At 66.2% G+C, this 25757-nt stretch carries 19 protein-coding genes and 1 tRNA gene; 10 read left to right on the top strand and 10 right to left on the bottom strand.

The features are described 5' to 3' along the window. Nucleotide 1: 1 nt before the first annotated feature. A complete protein-coding gene (locus tag AKI39_RS06660; RefSeq protein WP_066633911.1) occupies nt 2-820 on the bottom strand; it encodes a gluconate 2-dehydrogenase subunit 3 family protein in 819 nt (272 codons plus the stop codon). Nucleotides 821-1118: 298 nt separating this feature from the next. Here AKI39_RS06660 and AKI39_RS06655 point away from each other — a divergent pair, with 298 nt between their 5' ends. Next, nucleotides 1119-1655, top strand: coding sequence for a ferritin-like domain-containing protein (locus AKI39_RS06655; protein ID WP_235610761.1), 537 nt, complete (start codon nt 1119-1121; stop codon nt 1653-1655). A gap of 111 nt (nt 1656-1766) precedes the next feature. Here AKI39_RS06655 and AKI39_RS06650 read toward each other — a convergent pair whose 3' ends face one another. Both AKI39_RS06650 and AKI39_RS06645 read right to left on the bottom strand, forming a co-directional pair. Continuing rightward, nucleotides 1767-2444, bottom strand: a complete 678-nt coding sequence (locus AKI39_RS06650; RefSeq protein WP_066633908.1) for an O-methyltransferase — start codon at nt 2442-2444, stop codon at nt 1767-1769. 70 nt (nt 2445-2514) lie between these two features. After that, the gene (locus tag AKI39_RS06645; protein WP_066633906.1) at nt 2515-4818 is read right to left on the bottom strand and encodes an ATP-dependent DNA helicase; all 2304 of its coding nucleotides are present in this window, start codon (nt 4816-4818) and stop codon (nt 2515-2517) included. Nucleotides 4819-5158: 340 nt separating this feature from the next. Here AKI39_RS06645 and AKI39_RS06640 point away from each other — a divergent pair, with 340 nt between their 5' ends. The 7 genes from AKI39_RS06640 (at nt 5159) to AKI39_RS06610 (ending at nt 15172) form a co-directional block, all read left to right on the top strand. Beyond that, a complete protein-coding gene (locus AKI39_RS06640) occupies nt 5159-7456 on the top strand; it encodes an FdhF/YdeP family oxidoreductase (RefSeq protein ID WP_066633904.1) in 2298 nt (765 codons plus the stop codon). Between the two features lie 31 nt (nt 7457-7487). Next, the gene (gene coxB / locus AKI39_RS06635; RefSeq protein ID WP_235610760.1) at nt 7488-8468 is read left to right on the top strand and encodes a cytochrome c oxidase subunit II; all 981 of its coding nucleotides are present in this window, start codon (nt 7488-7490) and stop codon (nt 8466-8468) included. Continuing rightward, nucleotides 8465-10480 carry a cytochrome c oxidase subunit I gene (ctaD, locus tag AKI39_RS06630; protein ID WP_083228663.1) on the top strand — a complete coding sequence of 672 codons (2016 nt, stop codon included), beginning with the start codon at nt 8465-8467 and terminating at the stop codon, nt 10478-10480. The genes coxB and ctaD overlap by 4 nt, the downstream gene beginning before the upstream one ends. Next, nucleotides 10477-11103, top strand: coding sequence for a cytochrome c oxidase subunit 3 (locus tag AKI39_RS06625; RefSeq protein ID WP_145925210.1), 627 nt, complete (start codon nt 10477-10479; stop codon nt 11101-11103). Before ctaD ends, AKI39_RS06625 begins: the two co-directional genes overlap by 4 nt. A gap of 68 nt (nt 11104-11171) precedes the next feature. Continuing rightward, nucleotides 11172-13355 (top strand): cytochrome c oxidase assembly protein, encoded by a 2184-nt coding sequence (locus tag AKI39_RS06620; RefSeq protein ID WP_158515158.1) that lies wholly within the window; start codon nt 11172-11174, stop codon nt 13353-13355. Between the two features lie 50 nt (nt 13356-13405). Beyond that, a complete protein-coding gene (locus AKI39_RS06615; RefSeq protein WP_066633902.1) occupies nt 13406-14272 on the top strand; it encodes an MBL fold metallo-hydrolase in 867 nt (288 codons plus the stop codon). Between the two features lie 39 nt (nt 14273-14311). Next, entirely contained in the window at nt 14312-15172 is an 861-nt protein-coding gene (locus AKI39_RS06610) for an SIR2 family protein (RefSeq protein WP_066633900.1), read from the top strand. Nucleotides 15173-15203: 31 nt separating this feature from the next. Here AKI39_RS06610 and AKI39_RS06605 read toward each other — a convergent pair whose 3' ends face one another. The 5 genes from AKI39_RS06605 to AKI39_RS06585 form a co-directional block, all read right to left on the bottom strand. Next, nucleotides 15204-16283, bottom strand: coding sequence for a maleylacetate reductase (locus tag AKI39_RS06605; RefSeq protein WP_066633898.1), 1080 nt, complete (start codon nt 16281-16283; stop codon nt 15204-15206). Next, complete coding sequence (locus AKI39_RS06600; RefSeq protein ID WP_066642325.1) at nt 16280-17122, bottom strand: intradiol ring-cleavage dioxygenase; 843 nt, start codon at nt 17120-17122, stop codon at nt 16280-16282. The genes AKI39_RS06605 and AKI39_RS06600 overlap by 4 nt, the downstream gene beginning before the upstream one ends. 74 nt (nt 17123-17196) lie before the next feature. Further along, a complete protein-coding gene (locus AKI39_RS06595) occupies nt 17197-18390 on the bottom strand; it encodes an FAD-dependent monooxygenase (protein ID WP_158515157.1) in 1194 nt (397 codons plus the stop codon). Nucleotides 18391-18401: 11 nt separating this feature from the next. After that, nucleotides 18402-19490: a tripartite tricarboxylate transporter substrate binding protein gene (locus tag AKI39_RS06590; protein ID WP_235610759.1), complete on the bottom strand. Its 1089-nt coding sequence runs from the start codon at nt 19488-19490 to the stop codon at nt 18402-18404. 14 nt (nt 19491-19504) lie between these two features. Next, on the bottom strand, nt 19505-20110 hold the full coding sequence (locus AKI39_RS06585; protein WP_066633894.1) for a nuclear transport factor 2 family protein: 606 nt from the start codon (nt 20108-20110) through the stop codon (nt 19505-19507). A 103-nt stretch (nt 20111-20213) separates the two neighbouring features. Between AKI39_RS06585 and AKI39_RS06580 the strand changes: the two genes are divergently transcribed. Continuing rightward, nucleotides 20214-21185 (top strand): LysR family transcriptional regulator, encoded by a 972-nt coding sequence (locus AKI39_RS06580; RefSeq protein WP_066633893.1) that lies wholly within the window; start codon nt 20214-20216, stop codon nt 21183-21185. Between the two features lie 289 nt (nt 21186-21474). On the opposite strand, the gene AKI39_RS06575 is transcribed toward AKI39_RS06580, so the two are convergent. Beyond that, a tRNA-His gene (locus tag AKI39_RS06575) sits at nt 21475-21550 on the bottom strand. 315 nt (nt 21551-21865) lie between these two features. Here AKI39_RS06575 and AKI39_RS25985 point away from each other — a divergent pair. Continuing rightward, nucleotides 21866-23437, top strand: a complete 1572-nt coding sequence (locus tag AKI39_RS25985) for a phospholipase D-like domain-containing protein (protein WP_235610758.1) — start codon at nt 21866-21868, stop codon at nt 23435-23437. Nucleotides 23438-23495: 58 nt separating this feature from the next. On the opposite strand, the gene AKI39_RS06560 is transcribed toward AKI39_RS25985, so the two are convergent. After that, nucleotides 23496-25625, bottom strand: a complete 2130-nt coding sequence (locus AKI39_RS06560; RefSeq protein WP_066633892.1) for a 3'-5' exonuclease — start codon at nt 25623-25625, stop codon at nt 23496-23498. Nucleotides 25626-25757 lie beyond the last annotated feature (132 nt).

The following is a 25757-nucleotide window of genomic DNA, read 5'->3' as shown; positions in this document are numbered from 1 at the left end:
GTCAGCGCCCTCCCTGGGATTGCGCGGGCCCCTGGCCGGCCGCGGGCGGTGTATCGGCGGGCGCATGGCCCGGCATGGACGTCGTGCCGGCCATCGCGTTGCCGGCGGAGGCCGACACTTCCGGATGGACATGGATGACGCCGCGGCCGTCCTCGGCCAGGCTCATGGGCGCCCGGTGAAAATCGATGCCATGCTGGTCGACCAGGTCGTAGTAGGTGGCATAGGCCCCCGGAAAACCGATCATCTTCCACGACACCATGTCCTTGTTGCCGCCATAGACAGGATCGCTCAGGAAGCCTTCCACGGTCAGCGCCCACAGCGACTCGAAGAACACGTTGGCGGGCACGCCGTTGAGGTCCCGCGTGCTCTCCTGCAAGTCGCGCAGGTAGGCATCCTGTTCCGCGGGAGGGCGTTTTTCGAAGGGCGTCCCGCCCTTCGCGGCCTCATCGCGCAGCGCGCGGCAGGCATTGCGGAACAACTCGGCCGGCGTGAACGGCAGCTGGTACCCCTGCGTGGGCGCGCCTTGCCGCCACGGGCCGCCGCGGTACAGCCTTTCGCCGGCGCCCCACGCGCCGCCCAGCTGCTTATCGATATAGTTCGGCACGCCCGCCTCCAATGCGCCCGGGCCGGCCTCGTCCTGCGGGATCAGGCGAGCCACCGCGGCATGCACGAAGGCAGCCTCTTCCGGCGTGAGAAAGATGAAAGTGGCTTGCTCCTCCGGCGCCTGCGCCGCGAGTGCCGCCGGTGCGGTGGTGACGGTGCCGACGGTGGCCGCCGCGAAGCCGGCGCGCTTCAGGAAATTGCGTCTCGACGGAATCATGGATGTGCCCTCCCAGGAACGGCGGCAAGCAATGCATTGCGCATTCCCGCTCCGGGCGCCGCGGCGGCGCGGCTTGCCGCACGGGATGCGCGGGCCTGCCCAGCCCTGGGTCCCGCGCCGGCGGGTAGCGCAGGCTCAGTACGGATTGCCACTGCGTTGTAGGGAGGTCGCCGCGCCGGGGAACGCGGGCGTGCGAGGGCCCGCCGGGTATGCGGCCTGCGCCGACGCGTGGGTCTGCTACAGCGTGCGCGTGCGTACACCGGCGTAACGCCGAGCGGTAACCCTACGGGAGACGACGATGGAAAACGAGGGCACCACGATGGACCGGGACGTTCTGGAATCGCACTTCATGGATTGGCTGCGCGACGCCCACGCCATGGAACAGCAGGCGGAAACCATGTTGACCGCGATGGCCAACCGCATCGAGAACTATCCGGACCTGAAGCGCAGGATCGAGCAGCATATCGAAGAGACGCGCAGCCAGGCGCAGCTTGTCGCGGAATGCATCCAACGCCGCGGCGGCGACACGTCGGTCATGAAGGACCTGGCAGGCAAGACCATGGCCGGCATGCAGGGCGCCGTGGGCATGTTCGCCAGCGATGAAATCGTCAAGGGCGGCATGCTGAGCTACGCGTTCGAACACTTCGAAATCGCCTCGTACCGGAACCTGATCGAAGCCGCGCGGCTGGTGGGAGATCGGGAAACAATGGCGGTATGCGAGCGCATCCTGCCGCAGGAGCAAGCCATGGCGGACTGGCTGCAGCACAACCTGGCAAGCCTGTCGCGGCGCTTTCTCGAACTGGCGCAGGTGCCAGGCGCGAAAGCGAAAGTCTGAGGGCGCTGGGTTACTTGGCGGATTCCGGCCGGGCCGGCGCGGGCTTCGGTATGTCGGGGCGCCGCCTGGCCGGAGGTTGTCCGCGCCGCCGTGCAGGACGTGTGCCCGCGGTCAGGCCGGCTTCGACACGATGGCCAGCGAAAAACCATCCCATCCTTTCGCACCCACCGTCTGCAGCGCCGTGCAGGTCAGCCGCAGGTCGCGCGCCATGTCGGCCAGGAAAGCGCGGGTACCCAGGACGTCGGGCTGGGCGCGGCCGGCCTCGTCCATCAGGCGCCCGCCACGGATGATGTTGTCGCCGACAATGACGGTGCCGTCCCGGGACAGCGCCAGCGCCGCGGCCATATAGCGCGGATTGTCCTTCTTGTCGGCGTCGATGAAGATCAGGTCGAACGGCGGCACGCGCGAAGCCACCATGCCGTCCAGCGTCGCGCCGGCGTCGCCGACCACGACGTCCACGACCTGGCTCAGCCCCGCCACGCGGATGTTCTCGCGCGCGACCTCGGCATACCGGAGGTTGCTTTCCAGCGACACCAGCTTGCCGCCTTGCGGCAGGGCATCGGCCATGCAGATGGCGCTATAGCCCCCCAACGTACCGATCTCCAGGATGCGGCGCGCACCCGCCATCCGTGCAAAAATCTGCAGCATCCTGCCCTGGTTCAGCGCCACGCCATGCGGCGGCAGGCCCGCCTGCTCGCACCTGGCCAGGGCAGCGTCCAGGCGGGGATCTCGCAGGCACAGTATGTCTTCAAGGTAGGAATCCATGGCCTTCCAGCTCTCGGCGTTCATGCGCGCTCCCGCTTCGTATCGTTGAATGACGATGAGGATCTTACGCAGACGCGGACCGCGCCGATATCGATTAATCCTGCCGTTCCGTCAGTTTTCCTGACACTTCAGGCCGCCACCACGCCGGCAACAGCGCGCGCACCTTTGCGCGGCGGAACCGGTCGTCGATCAGATACACGCTGCCCTGGTCGGTCTCCGTGCGGATGACGCGTCCCGCCGCCTGCACCACTTTCTGCAGCCCCGGGTACAAGTAGGTGTAGTCGAAACCGTTGCCGAAGCGGGCCTGCATGCGCTGCATCATCTGTTCATTGACGGGATTGACCTGCGGCAGCCCGAGCGTGACGATGAAGGCGCCGATCAGTCGGTCGCCGGGAAGGTCCACGCCTTCGCCGAATACACCGCCCAGCACGGCGAAGCCCAGGCCGTGGCCGCCGGGCGCGAAACGCGCCAGGAAGGCGTCGCGGTGCATTACGTCCATGCCGGCGGCCTGTTCCCACACGGGCAGGTGCGGAAAGCGGGCGCGGACGTCGCGGGCCAGGCGTCCCGCATAGTCGAAGCTGCTGGCAAAGCAAAGATAGTTGCCGGGCTGCCTGCGGTACGCCTGCGCCATGATGTCCACGATGGCCGATATGGATGCTTCCCGGTCGCGGTACCGCGTGGATACATGGCCCACCAGGTGCACGGCCAGCTGTTCCGCGCGGAACGGCCCTGGCACATCCAGCCACCGGCAATCGCGCGGCAGGCCCAGCGTGTCGCGATAAAAGCCCATCGGGTTCAGCGTCGCGGAAAACAGCACGGCGCCGTGCGCGGCTGCCACCCGCGGCGCGACGAACGGCGCCGGCACGACGTTGCGGATGCACAGGGTGCCCTGCATAGGCCGGCCCGCCGGCCCCGCTTCACGCGTGATATCGAAGAGGGAGTGCTCGCCGAAGCTTTCCGCCAGCCGCGAGAAGGCCAGCACGTCGAAGTAAAAACGCAGCAGCGGCTCGGGCGCCTCGCCGCCCTGCTCCGCGAAATACGCCGACAGCGCGGCCGCCGTCTGCTGCAATTGCGCCAGCAGCGGCGGCGGGATGGATTCGTGTGCGGCGTAGGCCGGCACCTGCTGCTTGAGCATCTGGCCGCACAGGCGCCGCAGCGCATCCAGCGGCTTGCGCAGCACCGCCGGCGACGCGCGCCGCGCCAGGGCCATGGCATCCAGGCTCAGGTTCGCGGTGTACATGCGCCGCGCGCGCTCCAGCATGTTGTGGGCTTCGTCCACCAGCAGGCCGACGCGCCACTGGTTCGCCATGGTCAGGGCATACAGCATCGCGCTGGTATCGAAGTAGTAGTTGTAGTCGCCCACCACCACATCGCTCCAGCGCACCAGTTCCTGGCTCAGGAAATACGGGCAGACCCCGTGCGCCAACGCGGCGGCCCGAACGGTGGCGCGGTCCATGGCGTACCGCGCCACCGCCTCGGCGCGGGCCGCCGGCAAGCGATCGTGGAAGCCCCGCGCCAAGGGGCAGGAGTCGCCATGGCAGGCTTTGTCCGGATGCTCGCAGGCCTGGTCGCGCGCCACCAGTTCCAGCGTGCGCAGGGGCAAGCCCGGCATGTCCTGGCGCAGGCGGCCCAGCGCATCGAGCGCCGCCTGGCGGCCGGCGGTCTTGGCGCAAAGAAAGAACACCTTGTCCAGCGTATCGGCACAGGCCTTCAGCATGGGAAAAAGCGTGGCCATGGTCTTGCCGATGCCCGTCGGCGCCTGCGCGAGCACGCATTTCGCATCGCGCGCCGCGCGAAACACCGCCTTGGCCAGGTCGCGCTGTCCGGCGCGGAACGGGCCCAGCGGAAACCGCAAGGCCGCCATTGCCGCGTCGCGCGCCTGGCGGTGGGCGATCTCCCGGCGCGCCCAGGCCAGGAAGCATGTGCATTGCCCGACGAAGAAATCGCGCAATTCCCGCGCGGTGTACGACTCGACGAGCACGGTCTCCTGCTGGGTGGCGATGTCGAAATACACCAACGCGACATCCAGGCCGGACAGGCCACGATCCTGGCACAGCAAATGGCCGTAGACCTTGGCCTGCGCCCAGTGCACGGCCCGGTGGTTCGGCGCGATGCGTTCGACGTTGCCGCGATGCGTCTTGATCTCTTCCACGCGATTGCGGCCGGGGTCGTAGCCGTCGGCGCGGCCGCGCACCCGCAACGGCCCATGGGTGCCGGCCAACGGGATCTCGGCCTGGTAGTCCGCGGCCCGCCGTCCAGTGACGAACGCGTGTCCCGCCTGGCCTTCCTGCGCGGACGGCGAGGGCGTGAACCGCAGATCCAGATCGCCCCGCCGCGCCGTGAAATCGCACAGGGCGCGCACGGCGACGACATAGGCGGCCGGCTCGGGGGCGTGCATCGCATCACGCCCAGCGGCAACCGCGGCGGGCGGCGTTGCATCCTGCGCCGGCATGCGCGGCGCGGCGGCGGGGGCTGGTGTGGGGGAGCGTGGCGGCATGACGAATACTGTGTTTATGTACAGTATACCGCCGCGCTGCAGGCCACCGGCGGCGACGCCGCGCCGGGCATGCTTTCTGCTACTGGCGCCGCACCCGCGCTGCGGCCGCCCTCGGCGGACCGCCGCCATACCGACTACAAACAACAGGGTGTCCCAGCGCCCGTCCGGCCCTGCCGGACCGGCCGCCCTCCCGGCGAACGCCATGCGCGTGGGGACCGCCCGGTGACGAGGGTACGAGCAAATGGCAAACGAACATACTTCTTCTGGCCAGCCCACCGAGCCCGCCGGCGGCTGGGGATCGGCCCGGGCCGTGGGATCCATCCTGGTCAAGGAACACCGCCTGATGCACGGCACGAAGGTGCTGATGCACCAGAACAAGCCCGACGGATTCATGTGCGTCAGCTGTTCCTGGGCCAAGCCCGCGCATCCGCATCCCTTCGAGTTCTGCGAAAACGGCGCCAAGGCCACGGCCTGGGATATCACCAGCAAGAAGGTGTCCGCCCGCTTTTTCGACTCGCACACCTGTGCCGAACTGGAGTCCTGGTCGGATCACGAGCTGGAAGCGATCGGCCGCCTGACGGTGCCCATGCGCTGGAACGCCGCCACCGACAAGTACGTGGAGATCAGCTGGCGGCAGGCGTTCGAGGAGATCGGCGCGCTGCTGCGCGGCCGCGACCCGGACTCCGTGGTGTTCTATACCTCGGGCCGGGCATCGCTGGAGACCTCCTACATGTTCGCGCTGTTCGCCCGCATGTACGGCACCAACAACCTGCCGGATAGTTCGAACATGTGTCACGAAAGCACCTCCGTGGGCCTGCCGAAAACCATAGGCGTGCCGGTGGGCACGGTGACGCTGGAAGACTTCGAACACACCGATTGCATGCTGTTCTTCGGCCACAACACCGGCACCAACGCGCCACGCATGCTTCACCCCTTGCAGGACGCCCGCAAGCGCGGCGTTCCCATCGTGACCTTCAATCCCTTGCGCGAGGCCGGGCTGGTCAGCTTCACCAACCCGCAGTCGCCGATGGAAATGCTGACGGGCAAGGAAACGCAGATCAGCACGCAGTATCTGCAGCTGAAGCTGGGCGGCGATACCGCGGCGCTGGCCGGCCTGTGCAAATGGCTGATCGAGGCCGACGATGCCGCCCGCCTGGACGGCGGGGCGCCAGTTCTGGACCATGCCTTCATCGCCGAACACACCCATGGCTTCGAGGACTTCGCGCAGGCGATGCGCGAGATGCCATGGGACGACATCGAACGCGAATCCGGCTTGACTCGCGCCGCGCTGGCCGAGGCCGCCGCCACCTATTCCCGCGCCAAGGCCGCCATGTTGCTGTACGGCATGGGACTGACGCAGCACCGCAACGGCGTGCAGAGCGTGCAGATGATTACCAACCTGCTGCTGCTCAGAGGCAACATCGGCAAGCCCGGCGCCGGCGTCTGCCCGATACGCGGGCATTCCAACGTGCAAGGACAGCGCACCGTCGGCATCACGGAAAAGCCGGAACACGTTCCCGCCGACAAGCTGCGCGAGCTCTACCACTTCGATCCGCCCACGAAGAAGGGCATGAATACCGTGGAGGCCTGCGAGGCCATGCTCGACGGACGCGTGTCGGCCTTCATCAGCCTGGGCGGCAATTTCGCGCGGGCCACGCCGGATCATTACCGCATGGAGCCGGCCTGGCGGCGGCTGGACCTGACCGTGGGCATCACCACCCGGCTGAACCGCAGCCATCTGCTGCACGGCAGGCAGGCCTACCTGCTGCCCTGCCTGAGCCGTATCGAGGTGGACCGGCAGGCCACCGGCGAACAGGCGGTATCGATGGAAGACAGCACCGGTTGCTTTCACGGATCGCGGGGCGTGCATGAACCGGCCAGCGACAAGCTGCTTTCCGAACCGGCCATCGTGGCGGGCATCGCCAAGGCCACGCTGCGGCCGAATCCCTACGTCGACTGGAACCGGTGGGTCGGCGACTATTCCCTGGTCCGGGACGCCATCGAAGCCACCTATCCAAAAATCTTCAAGGACTTCAACCGCCGCATGTGGAATCCCGGGGGCTTTCACCGCCCCTTGGGCGCCACGGAGCGCAAGTGGGAAACCGAAACCGGCAAGGCCAACTTCGTCGTGCCCGAAACGCTGGATGACGATCCCGACATGCCCGAGCACGGCCCGGACGTCATCCGCCTGATGACCACCCGCGGGGACAGCCAGTTCAATACCACCGTCTACACCCTGGACGATCGCTTCCGCGGCGTGCATGGCACACGGCAGGTGATCATGATGAACTCCGACGACATGGCCAGGCTGGGCTTGCGCGAAGACGACGTCGTGGTGGCCAGCACGGTGGCGCACGACGGGTTCAAGCGCGAGGTCGGCGGCCTGAAGGTCCGGCCCTATGACATCCCGGCCGGCTGTGCGTGGTCCTACTATCCGGAATGCAATCCGCTGATTCCGCTTTGGCACCACGCGAAGGAAAGCAAAGTGCCGGCGGCCAAGTCCATTCCCATTACCCTGCGCAAAGAGGCTGGCCGTTGATATGCCGCGCCGCGCGTGGGGGTGGACGCTATTGAGCTGGAGCGCAGCGGCCAGCGCGGCGCCCGCGCAGGACGTGCTGGCGCCGGCGGGCATACAGGCCGAACGCATACTCGCGCTCTGGCATGTGACGTTGGCGGTATGCACCGCGGTGTTCGTGGCCGTGCTGGTCGCCCTGTTCATCGCCATACGGCGCGGCGCACGCGCCCGGGAGGCGCCCTCGCCGCGCGATGGGCACGCCGAGCGCCGCGCGCGGCGCCGCGTCGCGGCGGCAACCTGGACTTCCGTCGTCCTGTTGTGCGGCCTGGTCGCGGCGGACTTCCTGACCGATCGCGCCCTGTCGCGCCTGCCCATGGCGGATCCCCTGCGCGTGGAGATGATCGGGCACCAGTGGTGGTGGGAAACCCGCTATGAAGCCGACGGCGGCCGCCCGGGTTTCGTGACGGCGAACCAGCTGCGCCTGCCGGTGGGACGGCCCGTGCTGGTGACGCTGAAATCCTCGGACGTGATCCACACCTTCTGGGTGCCCAATCTGCACGGCAAGCGCGACATGATTCCGGGGCGTGATGCGGCCATGATGCTGCGAGCCGACCGCGCGGGCGACTATCGCGGGCAATGCGCGGAATTCTGCGGCGCCGAACATGCGCTGATGGCCTTCTCCGTGGCCGCCGTCTCCACCGACGACTACGCCGACTGGGCCGACCGCGAACGGCAGGACGCGCGGCTGCCCGACGAAGCGGTGGCGCGGCGCGGCATGGGCCTGTTCCTGGGCAATTCCTGCGCGCAGTGCCACACCATACGCGGGACGTCCGCGGTGGGCACGCTGGGCCCCGACCTGACGCACCTGGCCGGCCGATCCCTGCTGGCGGCCGGGACCATCGCGAACACGCCGGAAAACCTGGCGCAATGGCTCACCGCGCCGGGCTCCATGAAGCCCGCCACCACGATGCCACCGACCCAACTGCCGCCCGAAGACCTGCGGGCGCTGGTGCACTACCTGGGATCCCTGCAATGAGCACCACCTCCGCTCCCTTTCTGCCCTCCGATGCAGGGGCGCCTGGCGCCGCGCAGGCGCCACGGGGCCAGGCCGCGCACGCGCCCGTGGGCACGGGCACCCCGCGCCTGCTGGACGGTCCGGATGCGCCGGCCGCCGCGCGGGCCGCCCTGGCCGAAACCTGGCGCGATCCCCCGGGGTGGCGCGGACTTCTTTGCGCGATCAACCACAAGACGATCAGCCTGCGCTTCATGCTGGCCACTTTCGTCTTCTTCCTGCTGGGTGGCGCGCTGGCGCTGGCGATGCGCCTGCAGCTGATCCAGCCGGACAACCGCCTGATCGGCCCCACGCTATACAACCAGCTCTTCACCATGCACGGCACCACCATGATGTTCCTCTTCGCGGTGCCGGTGATGCAGGCGGTCGCGGGCTATCTGGTGCCTCTGATGATAGGCACGCGCAGTGTCGCCTTCCCGCGCCTGAACGCCTACGCGTTCTGGATATTCGTCTTCGGTGGCCTCTTTCTTTTCGGGGGATTCCTGTTGGGTTCCGGGCCGGACGCCGGCTGGTTCGCCTATGTGCCCTTGTCCGGCCCCGACTATTCGACCGGCAAGGGCGTCGACATCTGGGCGCAGATGATCACCTTCACGGAGCTGGCGGCCCTGCTGGAGGCCATCGTGCTGATCACCACCATCTTCAAGCTGCGCGCTCCCGGCATGACGCTGAACCGCATGCCGCTTTTCGTATGGGCCACCCTGGTGACGCAGTTCATGGTGCTGTTCGCCATGCCGTCGGTCATGTTCGGCAGTACCGCCCTGATCCTGGACCGGCTGGTCGGCACGCACTTCTACAATCCCGCGCGCGGCGGCGACGTGCTGCTGTGGCAACACCTGTTCTGGTTCTTCGGGCACCCGGAGGTCTACCTGATCTTCATCCCGCCGCTGGGGTTCATCTCCACCATCATCCCGACCTTTGCGCGCCGGCCGGTGTTCGGCTATCCGGCGATGGTGCTGGCCCTGATCGCCATCGCCTTCCTGGCCTTCGGGCTCTGGGCGCACCATATGTACGCCACCAGCATGCCGGAACTGGGCAAGCGCTTCTTCACCGCGTCCAGCCTGGCCATCGCCATTCCCTCGGGCATCCAGATATTCTGCTGGCTGACCACGCTGGGCACCGGCCGGCTGCGCTGGAGCGTGCCGCTGTGCTTCGTGCTGGCTTTTTTCGTGATCCTGGTGCTGGGCGGCATGACGGGGATCATGCTGGGCAGCGTCTCGCTGGACCTGCAGGTACACGATACCTACTTCGTGGTGGCCCACCTGCACTACGTGCTGTTTGGCGGCGCGGTCTTTCCCCTGTTCGGCGCGTTCTACTACTGGTTTCCGAAGTTCACCGGCCGCCTCCTGAACGAGAAACTGGGCTATTGGCATTTCTGGCTGTTTTTCATCGGCTTCAATGTCACGTTCTTCCCGATGCATGTGCTGGGGCTGCAAGGCATGCCGCGGCGGGTGTGGACCTATCCCGCCGACATGGGCTGGAACGGCATGAACCTGGGCGCCACCGTCGGCGCCGGCATGCTGGCGGCCGGCGTCCTGGTGTTCATGTTCAATGTGCTGCGTTGCCGCCGCCACGGCGCATGGGCCGGCGCGGACCCTTGGGGCGCCGGCACGCTGGAATGGCAAACCAGCAGCCCGCCCCCGCCACACAATTTCGATACGCTGCCCGTCGTCCGCTCGCGCGACCCTTTGTGGGACGACGGTCCCGTCGGTAGCGTGGCGGGGCTGGCGGCCGACGCGCGTGAAGTGCTGGCGAGCACCGTGGTGGACGCGCGTCCGGATCTACGGGTCTTGTTCCCCACGCCCTCGATCTGGCCTTTCGTCAGCGCCGTCGCCACGACGGCCCTGTTCATCGGGTCGGTCTTCACGCCCTGGGCGGTCGTATGGCTCTCGGTCCCGGTGGCGGCGGCACTGATCCTGTGGTTCTGGCCGGAACGGCGCGCGACCGCGCAGGCCATACGGCTGGAGCGCACGCCATGAGCCAACCCAAGCACGGCGATACGGTCATGCAGGCGGGCGTCATCGACGTATCGGGCCTGCAGACCTATGGCTTCAGCCATCGCAGCCTGATGTGGTGGGCCACCATGGGCTTGATGCTGATCGAGGGCACCGTCTTCGCCATCGGCATCATGGCCTACTTCTACCTGCGCGGACTGGCCCCGCAATGGCCGATCAGCGCGGACCCGCCCGGGATGATCTGGGGAACGGTGAACACGGTCCTGCTGCTCTTCAGCCTGTGGCCCAACCACCTCGCCAAACGCGCCGCGGAACGCCTGCAGCGGCGGCGCGCCGCGCTCTGGGTCGTGGTGTGCGTGGCCCTGGCCCTGGTCTTCCTCGCGCTGCGCGCGCTGGAGTTCACCACGCTGAATGTGCGCTGGAACGAGAACGCGTACGGGGCGGTCGTCTGGTTCCTGCTGGGCCTGCATACCACGCACCTGATCACCGACACCGTGGACACCGCGGTCCTGGGCGCGCTGCTGTTCACGGGCCCCTTCGACGGACGCCGCTATGTGGATGTCAGCGAAAACGCGCTGTACTGGTATTTCGTGGTGTTCAGCTGGGTGCCGATCTACGCGGTGATCTACCTGGCGCCGCGGCTCTAGAGGACGCGATGACACACCGGCCTTGCCCATCCCACGCACGCCAGCCCCGCGGGCGGTTCCGGATCGCGATGCTCCCGCTCACGCTGCTGCCCGCCCTCGCGGGCGCCCACGTCGCCTCGCCCGAGGCCGGGGGCCAGCCTAGCCTGTACGCCGCGCCCGAGCCCTGGGTCGTGGCGCTGCTAGCCGTCAGCCTGCTGCTGTACCTGGCCGGCTACGCGCGGCTGCGCGGACGCCGTGCGCTGGGCGCCGGCGCGCACGAAGGCCGACGAACACGCGGTCGCCAGCTGCTGGCCTTCCTGGCCGGCTGGGCCGCGCTTTGCGTCGCGCTGGTGTCGCCCCTGGATGCGCTGAGCGGCGTGCTGTTCTCCGCGCATATGGTGCAGCACGAGGTACTGATGATCGTCGCCGCGCCGCTGCTGGTCATGGGGCGGCCGCTGGCCGTGTGGCTATGGGCGTTTCCGCATCGATGGCGGCGGCCCGTCGCGCAGGCGTGGCGCTGGCGCCCCTTGCTGGGCGCCTGGCACCTGCTGACCGGCGCGCTGGCGGCCTGGCTGCTGCACGCGGCGGCGCTGTGGCTGTGGCATGTCCCGCGCTTCTTCCAGGCCGCATTGGCCGACCCCGCCATCCACGCGTGGCAGCACGCCAGTTTCCTGGCGAGCGCGCTGCTGTTCTGGTGGCCCATCTTCGGCATGCCGCGGCGGGACGGGCCCGGGGCCTACGCCATGCTGTCGCTCTTCACGACCATGGTCCACACCGGCGCGCTGGGCGCGCTGCTGACGCTCGCGCCCGGATTGTGGTACCCCGCGTACATGGAACCGGCGGCCGCGCTGGGCATCGACCCGCTGCGCGACCAGCAACTGGGCGGGCTGGTCATGTGGGTGCCTGGGGGGCTCGCCTATCTGATCGGCGGCCTGTACGTCGGCTGGCGCTGGCTGTCGCGCCCCGCGCTATCCCTGCTTGGCCTGGCGCTGCTGGCGACGCCCTTGCTCGCCGCCGCACCGCGCGCCCACGCCGCCGGCGCGGCCGCGGCCCCGCCGGATGCCGACGCCACGCTCATCGCGCGCGGCAAGTACGTCGCCAGCGCGGGCGACTGCATGGGATGCCATACCAACCCCAAGGGCGGCGCGCCCTATGCAGGCGGCCGCGAATTGTGGTCACCCTTCGGCACCATCGTCTCCACCAACATCACGCCAGACCCGCGGCATGGAATCGGCGGCTACACCTACGAGGAGTTCGCCCGGGTACTGCGCCACGGCGTGGCCCGGGGCGACAAGCCGCTATACCCCGCCATGCCCTATGCGTCCTTCGCCAGGATGAGCGAAGACGACATGCGCGCGCTCTATGCGTATATGACGCGCGGCGTCCCGGCGGTCGACAGCGCGCCGCCGCCCACGAAGCTGCCCTTCCCCTTCAACCAGCGCTGGATCCTGCGCATCTGGCAGCATTTCTTCGTTCCGGAGCAGGTCTACCAGGCCAAGGCCGGACGCGACGCGCAGTGGAACCGTGGCGCCTATCTGGTCCAAGCCCTGGGGCATTGCGGCGCCTGCCATACGCCGCGCGGACCGGCCTTCCAGGAACGCGGCGACGACGAATCCTCGCGCCACTTTTTGACCGGCGGCGTGAACGACCACTGGTTCGCGCCCAACCTGAACAGCGGCATGGGCTCGGGACTGGGCCGCATGAGCGTGGACGAGCTCGCCGCCTTCATGAAGACCGGCCATGCCAATGGCAACATGGCCTACGGCAGCATGGTCGAGACCATCGAAACCAGCCTGCAGCATCTGACGGATGAGGACTTGCGCGCGATCGCGGTCTACCTGAAAAGCCTGCCGCCCAATGCGGACGGCGGCCGCTTCCACCCGGATCGCGCGACCGTGACGGAAGCGACCGCGGACCAGGGCAACCGCACGCTGGACGTGGAATCGGTCGGCGCGGCCGTCTACAAGACCTTCTGCGTCCAATGCCATCAGGCCGACGGCAAGGGCGTGCCCGGCGTCTATCCCCGGTTGGCGGGCAATCCCTCGCTGCTGGCGCAGGACAAGACCGCGCTGATGCGCATCGTGATGGAAGGCGGTCACAGCGCGGCGACCGAGCATGGCCCGGCCTCGCAGCACATGCCGCCCTTCGATACGATCCTGACCGAGGCGCAGATCGCCCAGGTGCTGACCTACGTCCGCAGTTCCTGGGGCAACGACGCGCCGCCGGTGTCCGGCACCGAGGTCAGCCAGCTGCGGCAGGCGCTGAAGAAGTAGCGCGGCATGAGGCTTGCAGCGGCAATGTCTCGTCTTCGCAAGCCGGCATCATGCGACTCCATCACCTGAACTGCATTTCCTCCTGCCCGCTGGGCGGCCACCTCATGGACGGGCGCAGCGACTGCCTGTTCTGCCGCGGCACCCTGTGCTGCCATTGCATCCTGGTGGAAACCGACCGGAACGGCCTGGTGCTCATCGATACGGGCTTCGGCCTGCGCGATGTCCATGCGCCCCGCACCCGCCTCAGCGCCTTCTTCCTGTCCCTGCTCAAGCCCGATTTCAAGGAGTCCATGACGGCGGCGCGGCAGATCGAACGCCTGGGTTTCCAGACACGAGACGTGCGGCATATCGTGCTGACGCACCTGGATTTCGATCACGCGGGAGGCTTGGACGATTTCGCCGAGGCCGCCGTGCATCTGTCGCGCCCCGAACGCGAGGCCGCGGCGAGACAATCCACCCGGCTCGACCGCCAGCGATATCGCCCGCAGCAGTGGTCCTCCAAGCGCCGATGGAAGGAATATCCCGCCACGGGCGATACCTGGTTCGGCTTTCAAGGCACGCGCGCCATCGAAGGCATCCACGAAGAGATCGCGCTGGTGCCGCTGCACGGCCACACCCTGGGCCATGCGGGGGTCGCCGTGCGGCGCGGCGCCGGGTGGCTGCTGCAGGCGGGCGACGCCTATTTCTATCACCAGGAGCTGGACCCGGACCGGCCCCGCTGTACGCCGGGGCTGCGCTTCTATCAGTGGATGATGGAAAAGAACCGCAAGGCCAGGCTGCGCAACCAGCTTCGGCTGCGAGCACTGCGCCGCGAACACGGCGGCGAGATCACCATCTGCTGCAGCCACGACCCACACGAGTTCGAGACCTTGCGCGAACAGGTCGGAAGAACGGTGCTGGAGCCCGCGAACCCATAGCGATCACCTCCATCCGAACCGCTTTGCACGATCAGGCTTATGGCGAAGACACAGGAACAGCGGCATTCCGCGCTAGAGGGATTGCGTGACGCCTATCGCACCGGACGGCTCATCCTGTTCGCCGGCGCGGGCGTATCGGCGGGCCTGGGCCTGCCGACCGGACCGGAGCTGGCGGTCGAAATGGCGGGACACCTGGAAGAGGACGCGCAGGAGTTTTGCAACTACGGCGACGTGCGGGCACTGGCGGAATACTATCGCCTGCGCCGGGGACTGGCCCCCCTGCACGGATGGATGTGCAAGGAATGGCACCGGCCGGACATCGACATCAAGGGTTCGGAGCTGCACAGGCTGATCGTGCATGCCCGCTTCCACAGCATCTACACGACCAACTTCGACCGCTGGCTGGAAGCCGCGCACGAAGCCTACGGGAAACCCTATATCAAGGTCACCAGCGTGCGCGACCTGGCCGCCCTGGCCGAAAGCACGGCGCGGCCGATCATCAAGTTCCACGGCGACCTGGACGATCCGGATTCGATGGTGCTGGCCGAGTCGGCCTATTTCGAACGCCTGAGCTTCGAATCCCCATTGGACTTGAAGCTGCGCGCCGACCTGCTCGTCTACCCCGTGCTGTTCGTCGGCTACAGCATTTCGGATATCAATATCCGGATGCTGTTCTGGAAACTCGCGAAGCTGTGGCAGCAGCCGCTGCAGGCCAGCGACCGGCCGCCGTCCTATCTGTTCTGGCACATGGACAACCCTGTCGCCAGTGCCGTCCTGGCGCAATGGGGCATACAGGTGATCTCGTCGCACGAGAGCGACCCGGGCAAGGCGCTGCTGTCCTTTCTTCGGGATCTTGCCGAGGACGGCCCCATCGGCCGGTCCCGCACCGTCACCACCTGACGCGCGGCGGCGGATGGGGCCGTCCCGCGGCTCAATCCGGCCTGATGCCGTGATAGGCCGCCACCAGCAAGCGGTGAATGTCCTCACGCTGGTCCGGGCCGATCTCGCGCGGGTTCCAATACGGGGCCTGCACGGCGAGGTCCGCCGCGACGGCCAGGTCGGCCTCCGTGATGCCCCCGATGTCCTTCAGCGCCACCGGCGCGCCGTTATCGCGGGCCAGGTCGAACAAGGCAGCCGCGGCGCTGGCCGATCCTTCCGTGCCCAGCGCGCGTTCGATGCGCCGCATCGCCGGCGCGGCGAACGGCGCATTGAATCCGATCGCATGCGGAAGGATGACCGTATGGACTTCCGCGTGCGGCAGATTGAATGTTCCGCCCAGGGTATGGCACAGCTTGTGGTGCAGCGCCATGCCGACATTGCCCAGCACGGTGCCGCACAGCCAGGCGCCATACAGGGCGTCGCCCCGCGCCTGCGCATCGGCGGGCTGTTGCCGGATGGCGGGCATGGCGCGCGCCAAGGCGCGTATGCCCTCTTCGGCCATCATCTCCATGATGGGATTGCCATCCTTCGCATAGAGCCCTTCCGCGGCATGCGCAATGGCGTTCATGCCGCTGGTGATGCTCAGGCCGACTGGCAGGCGCAGCGTCAGGTCCGGGTCGTAGATGACGGTGCGGGGCAGCACGCGGGCGTCCTTGCCGGTTTTCTTGATGCCGCCGTCGGTGATGCCGTAGACGGGCGTCATCTCGCTGCCGGCATAGGTGGTGGGTATGGCCAAAATGGGCAGCCCCAGTTCCAGGGCGATCGCCTTCGCCAAACCGACGGTGGAGCCCCCGCCGATGGCCAGCGTGCAATCCGCGCCCAGTCGCCGCGCTTCGGCACGGGCCTCTTCGGCAAGGGCCAAGGGCACGTGCATGACGGCGCGCGCGAAAACGCCGGCCGCGCGCGCGCCCAGGCGGCCCGCGACAGCCTGCGCCTGCGCCTGCTGCCCCGGCGTGGACAACACCAGTACGCGGCTGGCCCGCAGAAGATCGACTTCCTGTTCCAGCTGCGACAGCGCGCCGTTGCCGAATACCACCCTGCCCGGCTGGCCGTTATAGACGAACGCTTTCACGGCATCCTCGCCGCGACGGGATTCAGCACGAAGTCATATTCCACCAGGTAACTGCCGTCGGGCTGCGCCTTCCACTCGGCGATGAGCGACTGCCTGACGCCGAAGACGGCGTCCGAATCCAGATAGGGATCGTCGCTGCGAAAAACATGGGTGATCAGCGTTTCGTAGCCCGGCGCCTCGATCATGAAATGTAGGTGCGCCGGACGCCAGGGATGGCGACCGGTCGCCTCCAGCAGGTCGCCCACCGGACCGTCGTCGGGAATGGCATAAGGCACCGCCAGGATCGAGCGGAAATGATAGCGGCCGTCGGCGTCGGCATGCAGCACCCCGCGGGCCTGCGCATGGTCGATATCCGTGTACTGGACATCGTACCGGCCGTCCTCGTCGGATTGCCACACATCCATGCGGGCGTGCGGCACCGGCGCGCCATTGGCGTCCCGCACGGTGCCGCGCACCAGACAGGGAATGCCCCGCGCGCCGTTGGAGATATCGGCGCCCAGCTCGTAATCCGGCGCGCCCTGCACGTGGAAGGGGCCGAATACGGTCGCTTCCGTGCATTGGGCCGGCTTGTCGTTGTTCATGGCGACGGTCAACATGGACAGGCCCAGCACATCTGACAGCAGGATGAATTCCTGGCGCTTTCCGTCGGTGATGTCGCCGCATCGCGTCAGGAACTCGATGCCCTTGAACCACTCGTCCTCGGTCAATTGCACTTCGCGCGCGAAATCATGCAGATGCCGGACCAGGCTGGTCATGATCTGCTTCAGGCGGGGGTCCGCGGTTTTATCCTGGCGCTCCAGGACGGCTTCGGTGATGGTTTCGTGATTCAGGTTACGCACGGTAGCTTCCTTCAAGACCAGGCCGCCGCCCGGCAAGGCCGCACAAGGCGGCCAGCCGCTCAACGACCGGAATATCAACGGTTCGTCAGGGGAACCGTCAACGGGTCGTAGGAATATAGCCATTCCGAGCGACTTTTACTCATGTTCATTTCCTGGAAGCGGCGGCGCATCTCCTGTTCGTCCTCCACGCGGTACAGGCCGCGGTTGCCGGCGGACTCGCGCACGACCCGGGCCGTGCGCTCCAGGCGGCTGTCCTGATATACCCCCAGCGCGTCGGGGATGGAGGCATGCGCCTGCAGGCAGCGCGCCAATACCGCGCCGTCCTCGATGGCCATGGCCGCCCCGGAGGCCAGGTAAGGCAGCGTCGGGTGCGCCGCGTCGCCGAGCAGCGTGGCGCGCCCGGTGCTCCAGTGGTCCGCCGGCGCCCGGTCGTTCAGGGCATAGCGGTAGCAGCCGTCGCGGTCTATCGCGTCGATCACGGTCTGGATGGCGGGATGCCAACCCTCGAAGTCGGCCTTCAGGTCGGTCCAGGGGCGTTTCTGCGTCCAGGATTCGTTCTCCGGGTACGCATGCTCGACCAGTCCCACGAAGTTCATCAGCGTGCCCCCGCGCAGGTAGTACATCACCGCGTGCTTCTTCGGCCCGCACCATACGGTGGATACGGTTTCCATGATGCCGCGCGGCAGGCGCTCGGTGGGAATGACGGCACGCCAGGCAATATCGCCGGTGTAGCTGGCCGGCGTGGCACCGAGTATCTGCGCACGGATCGCCGACTTGATGCCATCGGCGCCCACCAGGACGTCCGCCGTCGCGCGCTGGCCATCGGCAAGGTGCAATGTGACGCTGTCGGCGCCTTCCTCAAAGCCCATGGCGCGCGCGCCCAGGACGATGCAGTCGGGATCCATCGCCAGGACGGCCTTGGCCAGGAGTTCATGCAGGTCGGCGCGGTGGATATGGAAGTACGGCGCGCCATTGATCCGCTCGTGGGTCTCGCCCAGCGGTATGCGATACATCATCTCGCCCGTATTAAAGCGGCGAAACTCGAAGGCTTGCGGGCGCACCACGATGGTGTCCAGGGCGTCCTCCAGGCCCAGGTCGTAGAGCACCTTGACCGCATTCGCGCTGGACTGTATGCCCGCGCCCACTTCGGCGAGCACGGTCGCCTGCTCGTACACCTTCACGGCAAAGCCGCGCTTCAGCAGGCTGGCCGCGGCGGTCAGGCCGCCGATGCCCGCGCCGACGATGATGATCCGGGGCTTGCTATTCATGTTCATTCCATTCAATTGCCGGTGATGCCGGCTTGGGTAATGACCTGCGCCCAGCGCGCCGTTTCGGCCGCCACCAGGGCCCCGAAGGCCTCCGGCGTGTCGGGCGCGACGGTCAGGCCCTGCTTGTCCAGGGTTTCCTGTATGTCGGGCAAGGCCAGGATGCGCCCGATCTCGCCATTCAGGCGGGCGACGATGTCCGCGGGCGTGCGCGCCGGCGCCAGCAGGCCGAACCACAGGCTGACGTCGGCGCCTTGCACGCCGCTTTCGGCGAGCGTGGGCACGTCGGGCATGACGGCGATCCGGCGTTCCTGGGTCGCGGCCAGGACGCGCAGCTTGCCCGACTCCTTCAACGGCAAGGCGGTATTGACCGGCAGGATCATGGCGTCGACCTGCCCGCCCATCAGATCGGTGATCGCCCCCGCCGAACCGCTATAAGGCACGTGCATCAGGTCGACGCCCGTATGCAGCTTGAACAGCTCCATCGCCAGGTGCTGCGGCGTGCCGTTGCCCGGCGACGCGTAGGCATACTTGCCCGGGTGGGCGCGGAACGCCTCCATGGCCTGCGCCAGCGTTTGGGCCGGAAAACCCGGATTCACGGCGAACACCAATGCGCCCACGGCCACGCGGCCAACCGGCACGAAGCTGGTGACCGGGTCGTAGGGCACGCGCTTGAACAGCTTGGGATTCATCGCGAAGGTACTGACCGTCATCAGCAGGGTGTATCCGTCGGGCGCGGCATGGGCCACGTAGCCCGTGCCGATGTTGCCGCTCGCGCCGGAACGGTTCTCGACGATGACGGGTTGCCCTAGGCTTTGCGCGAGCCGTGGGCTGATGACGCGCGCCAGGGTGTCCATGCTGGTCCCCGGGGTGTAGGGCACCACGATGGTGATCGGCCGTTCCGGCCACGCCGCGGCGCGCGCGGGCGCCGGAACGAACAGCACCGTCATGGACAGCGTTGCGGCGATGACGGGTGCGATGGCGGGCGCGACAAGGCGCGCGATAAGGGATGCGATGGCGGGCGCGATAAGGCGTGCGATGGCGGGCGCGATGGCGCCGGCCAGGGGCCTGCCGCACCCGCGTGGGGATGCATTGATGGCCATGCCGGTCTCCCTGTTCAGCGTTCCAGCGGGCCGCCGGCCAGCCAGGCGGCGCCGCGCCGGTACAAGGCCTGTACCGCATCACCCTTCAGCATGGGCATATGCATGTAGACGTCGTATCCGATCCGCGTCTGGATATAGGCCAGGTGCCGATATCCCTCCGGCATGCGCGCCAATTCCGCCTGATCCAGCTTCAAGATCGCCGCGGGATCGACGGGGTCGACGCGGTCCTTTTCATAAATGGGCTGGCGATGCAGCAATTTCCACTGCCCTTCGTGCCGCACCACGAAATCGTAGAAGCGGCCGGTGCAGACCACGTCGCATTGCACGCCGTCGATCGGACCACGTTGGGAGATCGTCATCTTGGTCTGCGCGATCGCGCGATCGCCCTGGATGTCCACCGCGGTACCGCCCAGGAAGTGCAGGATGCTGACGCCCTTGTCCCAGCCCTCGCGCGTGACGCGGATGAATTCGGCGTAAGGCCCCTGGAACCAGGTCGCCATCATGAATCCTTCCGGATGCCAGACGGTCGCGAAGCGCTCCCAGTCGCCGGCATCGCGCCAGACCGCCCAGCGCTCCACCATGCGGCGTATTTGCAGTTCGTCGTTCAGCGTGTCGTCCATGTGCTTGTCTCCTCTCGTATCGTGTTCTTGTGTGGAGAGCAGTCTAGGAAGGGCGACTTTATTTGTCTAATATATATCTAATATCTATTGATTTTAGATACTTATGAATCTGTCCATCCGGCATTTCAAGGCCTTCCTGGCCATCGTGCATACGCGCGGGTTTACCCGCGCGGCGGAACAGCTGCACATCAGCCAGCCGGGGCTCAGCCTGATGATGCAGGAGATGGAAAGCCAGCTCTCCTGCCGCCTGTTCGAACGCACCACGCGCTCGGTGCGGCTGACCGCGGCGGGACAGCGGCTGATGCCGGTGGCCCAGCAGGTGGTCGACGAGGTAGAGGCCATCGTCCCCGTACTGAGCCAGCTGTCGGAGAAGCGCCGCCGAACGTTGCGCGTGGGCGTGCCGCCCATCTTTTCGGCCACGGTGATGCCCAACGTCTACATGAAGCTGCGCGAGACCCAGCCGGCGCTGGACCTGCATATCCAGGATCTGCCCAAGCCGGAAGTCGAACGCCAGGTGCGCAGCGGCGAACTGGATTGCGGCCTGGGCGTTTTTCCGCGCCACATACCGGAGGTGTCGCGGCGCACGCTGTTCAAGTTCGATTTCATCTACCTGGAATCGCGCGCGGCACCGCCGCCGCGCGCCAGGGGACGCGGCCGCGCCGCCAGGCGTATACGCTGGGACGACCTGCCGGATGTTCCTTTCGTGGAACTGCATCCCGACATGGAATTGCAGGAGCAGGTCGACAAATGCCGCGCCGCCCGCGGGGTGCGCCGCACGGACGGCATCCGGATGAACCGGCTGGAATCCCTGGTTGGCATGGCGGCGGCGGGCGTGGGCCCCACCATCATCCCATCCTTCGCGGCGCCGGTGGGCATGGATGCACAGATATCCACCGCGCTACTGGTGGACCCGGTGCTATCGCTGGGCTTTCATCTGATCATGAAGCGCGGCCGCGAACAGCCCGCGGTGCTGGAGGCCTTCACCCAGACCTTGCTGGAGGTCATAGAGGACCGCCGCGAGCGGATCTATCCCTACGCGGCGGCGGATGGCAGTAGCGAGGTTCCCGGGTTGTAACCCCCTCCGGCGACGGGATCCGACAAGGCGGGATAGACCGGATCAAGGCCGCTCGTCAGGCCTTTCGCGGGGGTCTCCCCGACACGATGAGTCCGGACGGAAGCTTTTGATAGATGGGGCGGCCGAGGCTTATGCGCGCGAAGGTAGCCGCTGATGTGCCGGGTGTTGAATTGGCATGGAGGTCGAAGCGGCCGGCAGCGTCAAAGACCACGCCGAGACATCATCGGACAGGCAGCAAAAGAAAAAAGGCGCTTTGCGTAACCGCAAGCGCCTGAATTCAAAGTCTTTTTGGGGTGGCTGATGGGACTCGAACCCACGACAACCGGAATCACAATCCGGGACTCTACCAACTGAGCTACAGCCACCGCAGCAAAGAAGCGAGATTCTAACATGCTTTGTGGGGGGTTTTTCAAGCCCCTGCGACGTGAGCCCTCTGCCCCCACCAAGCCCAACGCCAGTTCCAGCCCCGGTCCAGATCCAGATCCAGATCCACAATCTAGTCCCAGGCCAAGCACCATACCGCGCTGTTTACATGCCCCAAGAATCCTGGACGCCCCGTGTCGTTTCCGTCCACCCCGCCACAGTTCCGGGCCGCGGCTTGGTATTCTCCCGACCTGGCCGGTTCGCGGAGGACCGGCGCATCGCTTTTGCGACTCGCTGGGCAACGAACACCAAGAACCATGCGCGAACTGCATCAGATCCTGGAAGCTTATTGGCCGCATATCGTCTTCACGGTCAGCCTCGTGGTCGGCGCGGGTGCGGCCGTCCATGCCGCCATGACCAAGAACGACGTGCGCGCCGCCATCGGCTGGGTCGGCATAACCCTGTTTTCGCCCTTGCTGGGTGCCGCCGCCTATTTCGTGGCGGGAGTCAACCGCATTCGCATCACCCGGGTGTCACAGCAGCGCGACGAAGCCATGGTGACCTACGCCCGCGCGCCGTCGGCGCCGGATCCCGACGTGGTGCCGCTGTCCGCGCCGCAATTCGCCTCGCTAAAGACCCTGGCGGACAAGGTCAGCCATTTCCAGCTGCTGGGCGGTAATTCGGTGCAGCTGCTGGACGGCGGCGACGAGGCGTATCCCGCGATGATCCAGGCGATCCGCCAGGCGCGCTACACGGTGGCGCTGCAAAGCTACATCTTCGACAACGACCCCATCGGCCGGGAAGTCGCGCAGGCCCTGATCGAAGCCCGGGAGCGCGGCGTCCAGGTCCGCGTCCTGATCGACGCGATCGGGTCACACTATTCGCGTCCGCCGATCGTCCGGATGCTGAAAAAAGGCGGCGTGCCGACAGCGCGCTTCATGACCAACCCGCTGGGCGTGCTGCGCATGCCGTACGCCAACCTGCGCAGCCACCGCAAGATCCTGGTGGTGGACGGCCGCGTCGGGTTTTCCGGGGGCATGAATATCCGTGCGGCCTTCGTCAGCGCGCTGGCCCGTGCAGATACCAACCGCGACACCCATTTCCGCTACGAAGGCCCGGTGGTGACCCAATTGCTTTCCGTGTTCGCGCACGACTGGGACTTCACGACCGGTGAATCGCTGGCCGGCAGCCTGTGGTTCAACCACGCGGCCGGCGCCATAAGCGGGACCAAGGTCACCAGCCCCTCCCTCCCGGCTGACACCACTGCTACCCTCACCGCCCCCGTCAAAGCTGATACCACCGCGATCCCCAGCGCCCCCATTACCAGCGCCCCACCCGGCAAGGCGGCGGTGCGCTGCGTGCCCTCGGGGCCGGACCGCTCCATCGGCAGTACGCACAACATGCTGCTGGGCGCGTTGGCAGTGGCCCAGCGGCACGTCCGCATCCAGTCCCCCTACTTCCTGCCCGACCAGACGCTGATCGGCGCCCTGGCCACGGCGGCGCGGCGCGGGGTGCGGGTGGACATCGTGATCCCGGGCAAAAACAACCTTCGGCTGGTCGACTACGCGATGACGGCGCAGCTGGACCAGGTCATCCGCTGGGGCTGCAAGGTGTGGCGCACGACCGGCATGTTCGATCATTCCAAGCTGATGACGGTGGACGACGCGTGGTCGTACACGGGCTCGTCGAACCTGGATCCGCGCAGCCTGCGGCTGAACTTCGAGCTCGATACGGAGATCTACGATTGCGCCACGGCCCGCGCCATCAGCGCGCGTATCGATGCGACCATCGCGGCCGCCATCCCGCAGACACTGGAAACCCTGCGCGCCGTGCCTTTCCTGACGCGCCTGCGGAACAAGGTGATCTGGCTGGCCACGCCGTATCTATAGCGGCGCAGTACCGGGAGCGAAATGCCCGTTGATCGGGCCTCGCGAATACGAAACCAGCTTAGCGCTCTGGCAACCAAGGCGCGAACGGTCCGGGGTCTTGATCCGGAAGCAGATACCATACTTTGCGCACTGAATCCCATCTTGCGCCGAGGGCCTTGGCCACGTCCTTGTCCGCGAATGGAACAGACAGATCCTGCCGTGCCGGGGATACAGTCGGCCGCGGCGGCTCTCGCCGTAAAACGGCATTCGCATACGAACCGGTTTCGCTTAACCGCATTCTCGCTATGAAGGGGCTACGACGCTCTTGCCGAGAGGGTGCAATCAACGTCAGCCGAAAGCGTGCCCGAGTAGCCGCCACATAAAAAAGGTTTTCCTCGTCACGTAGAGCGTATATCGAACTCGGGAATTCCCCATCCTCCAGAAAGGGGATCAAAACGTGGTCGAACTCCTTGCCCTTGGAATGAGCCGCGTATTCGAGCAGGACCAGATTTTTACTCCGGCGCGTAGAGACAAAAGCATCAGCAGCGCCCAACCAATTGTAAAACTCCCGCAAGCTCATTGCAGACCGCTGTGCCATGGCAATGAAGCCGTCAATGGAATGGGCAATGATCGCCGCCTCGTGCGGATCGACATAAATGCGACGCGCAAGGACCTCTATATCCAACACGTCGCAAACGGCATGGAGCGTTTCATATGCTGGCGTCTCCGGCACAGAGGAGCGCACCAATTGCACAGCGGCGGCGATGCGCCCACTCACAACCTGGTTGCCCGCTCGCGTGATTTGCCCGACAAAGAAGTCGCGCAGCATGTCGGGGTACCGCGTTATGGTTTGTTTGGCCTCTTCTATCTCTTTTGCCGTCAGCGGCACCTCTCCAAAAACCGCCAGCGCCTCGATGATGGCACCTCGAATGGATTCGGAACGCACCGCATCCAGGTCGTCCAATGCAATAGCAAGCATCCCACGAAGGAACAAGATTTCTTCGCGGAGAAGATAGCTCTGCATGCTGCCGGTACGATAGCCAATATTGGCCCGCATAAGCACATTCTCGATCTCCACCGACTGGTGCCTTTCCCGCAATAAAATCGCGCAACCGTCCAACGATTTCCCTGTGGACTGCCATGCCCGTACGGCCTGTATTATTCGATCCGCACACTCATGCGGCTGCGCATCAGAATAGGTCAGCACCTCTATATCGGCGGGCAAAGATAGCGCAGACTCGATGGGCTTGTTCTTGAACTCCCGCATTGCGTACGCAAGGTGGGGCCCATGACGATAGGTCATGGTTAAAGGGTAGCGGGCGGCATATGAAAAACGCCTGGTCAGGAACTGTGCATCAGCGCCGCTTTGCGTATGAATAACCTGGTCGCGATCGCCTGCCCCGACAAAATACGCGTCAGTCCTTCGAGACAACGCTTCCAGAATAGTGAAGGAAGCCTCGTTCAGGTCATGTAGTTCATCTGCCGTTATGAGGCCAAAGTCGGGCAGCAGTTCCGGTACCGCCGGGTCGGCGCGAAGCATTTTCGCCAAGTCGTACGTGGCGTCAAGCGGCCCGCGAAACTGAATCTCATCAAAAAGGCCGCACCGCAGTTCCTCGTATTCCCGCGCCCATAGATAAGTAGTCAGCGTAACGCCTAAATCCTCCGCGGCGGATTCAAGGCCGAGGGCGTTGTCGACATGATCGAAAGCCATCATAGCCTTCAGCCGCAGCAGCGCATCCAGGAACTGACTCACGGCGATGTTATGCGTTCGTATATCAAGCAGGTCATCAAGGTGTTCGTACCTGGCGCTGACGTTCGTCAGCGCCTCCAGCGCCGCGTCCCGCAAATGTCGACTGGAAACCCGTTTCGGCGGTACCGCATCCTCAATTTTCGCCAGCACTTCGTGTGCGAAATCATCTATGGTTCGCACACATATCCGCGCGGATATGCCGGCAGAAATACCGACATCTGCCAATCTCGACCGCATGACGTCCCGGGCCTCGGGTGTAAATGTAAGGGCCAGGATTCTCTCTGGGGGGAGCCCTCGCACGAGCGCTTCTCCTATGCGAAGCGCCAACGTGGTGGTCTTCGCCGCTCCAGCATTGGCTTCTATGAGCGTTAGTCGATCATGTGACAGTTGAATATCGCACTGCTCACGGGTCGGTACGAAGCGAGAAGGAATAAACAATGGTGCCGCAGCTCGGTTCATCGCTGTGTCGCTTATGTTCTAAAGGGCTGCGTGGCGAGTCGAGCACGCCATCCATCGTCAACCATCGCAGATCTCGCGAGAGCATATTCCATCGCAGATAAGCCCGCAAAGTGACAAAGCACTCCGCCGCAA

This window comes from Bordetella sp. H567 (assembly GCF_001704295.1).
Lineage (GTDB): Bacteria > Pseudomonadota > Gammaproteobacteria > Burkholderiales > Burkholderiaceae_B > Bordetella_C.
The sequence above is the reverse complement of the archived record's forward strand: the minus strand, read 5'-3'. Positions and strand labels throughout refer to the sequence as shown.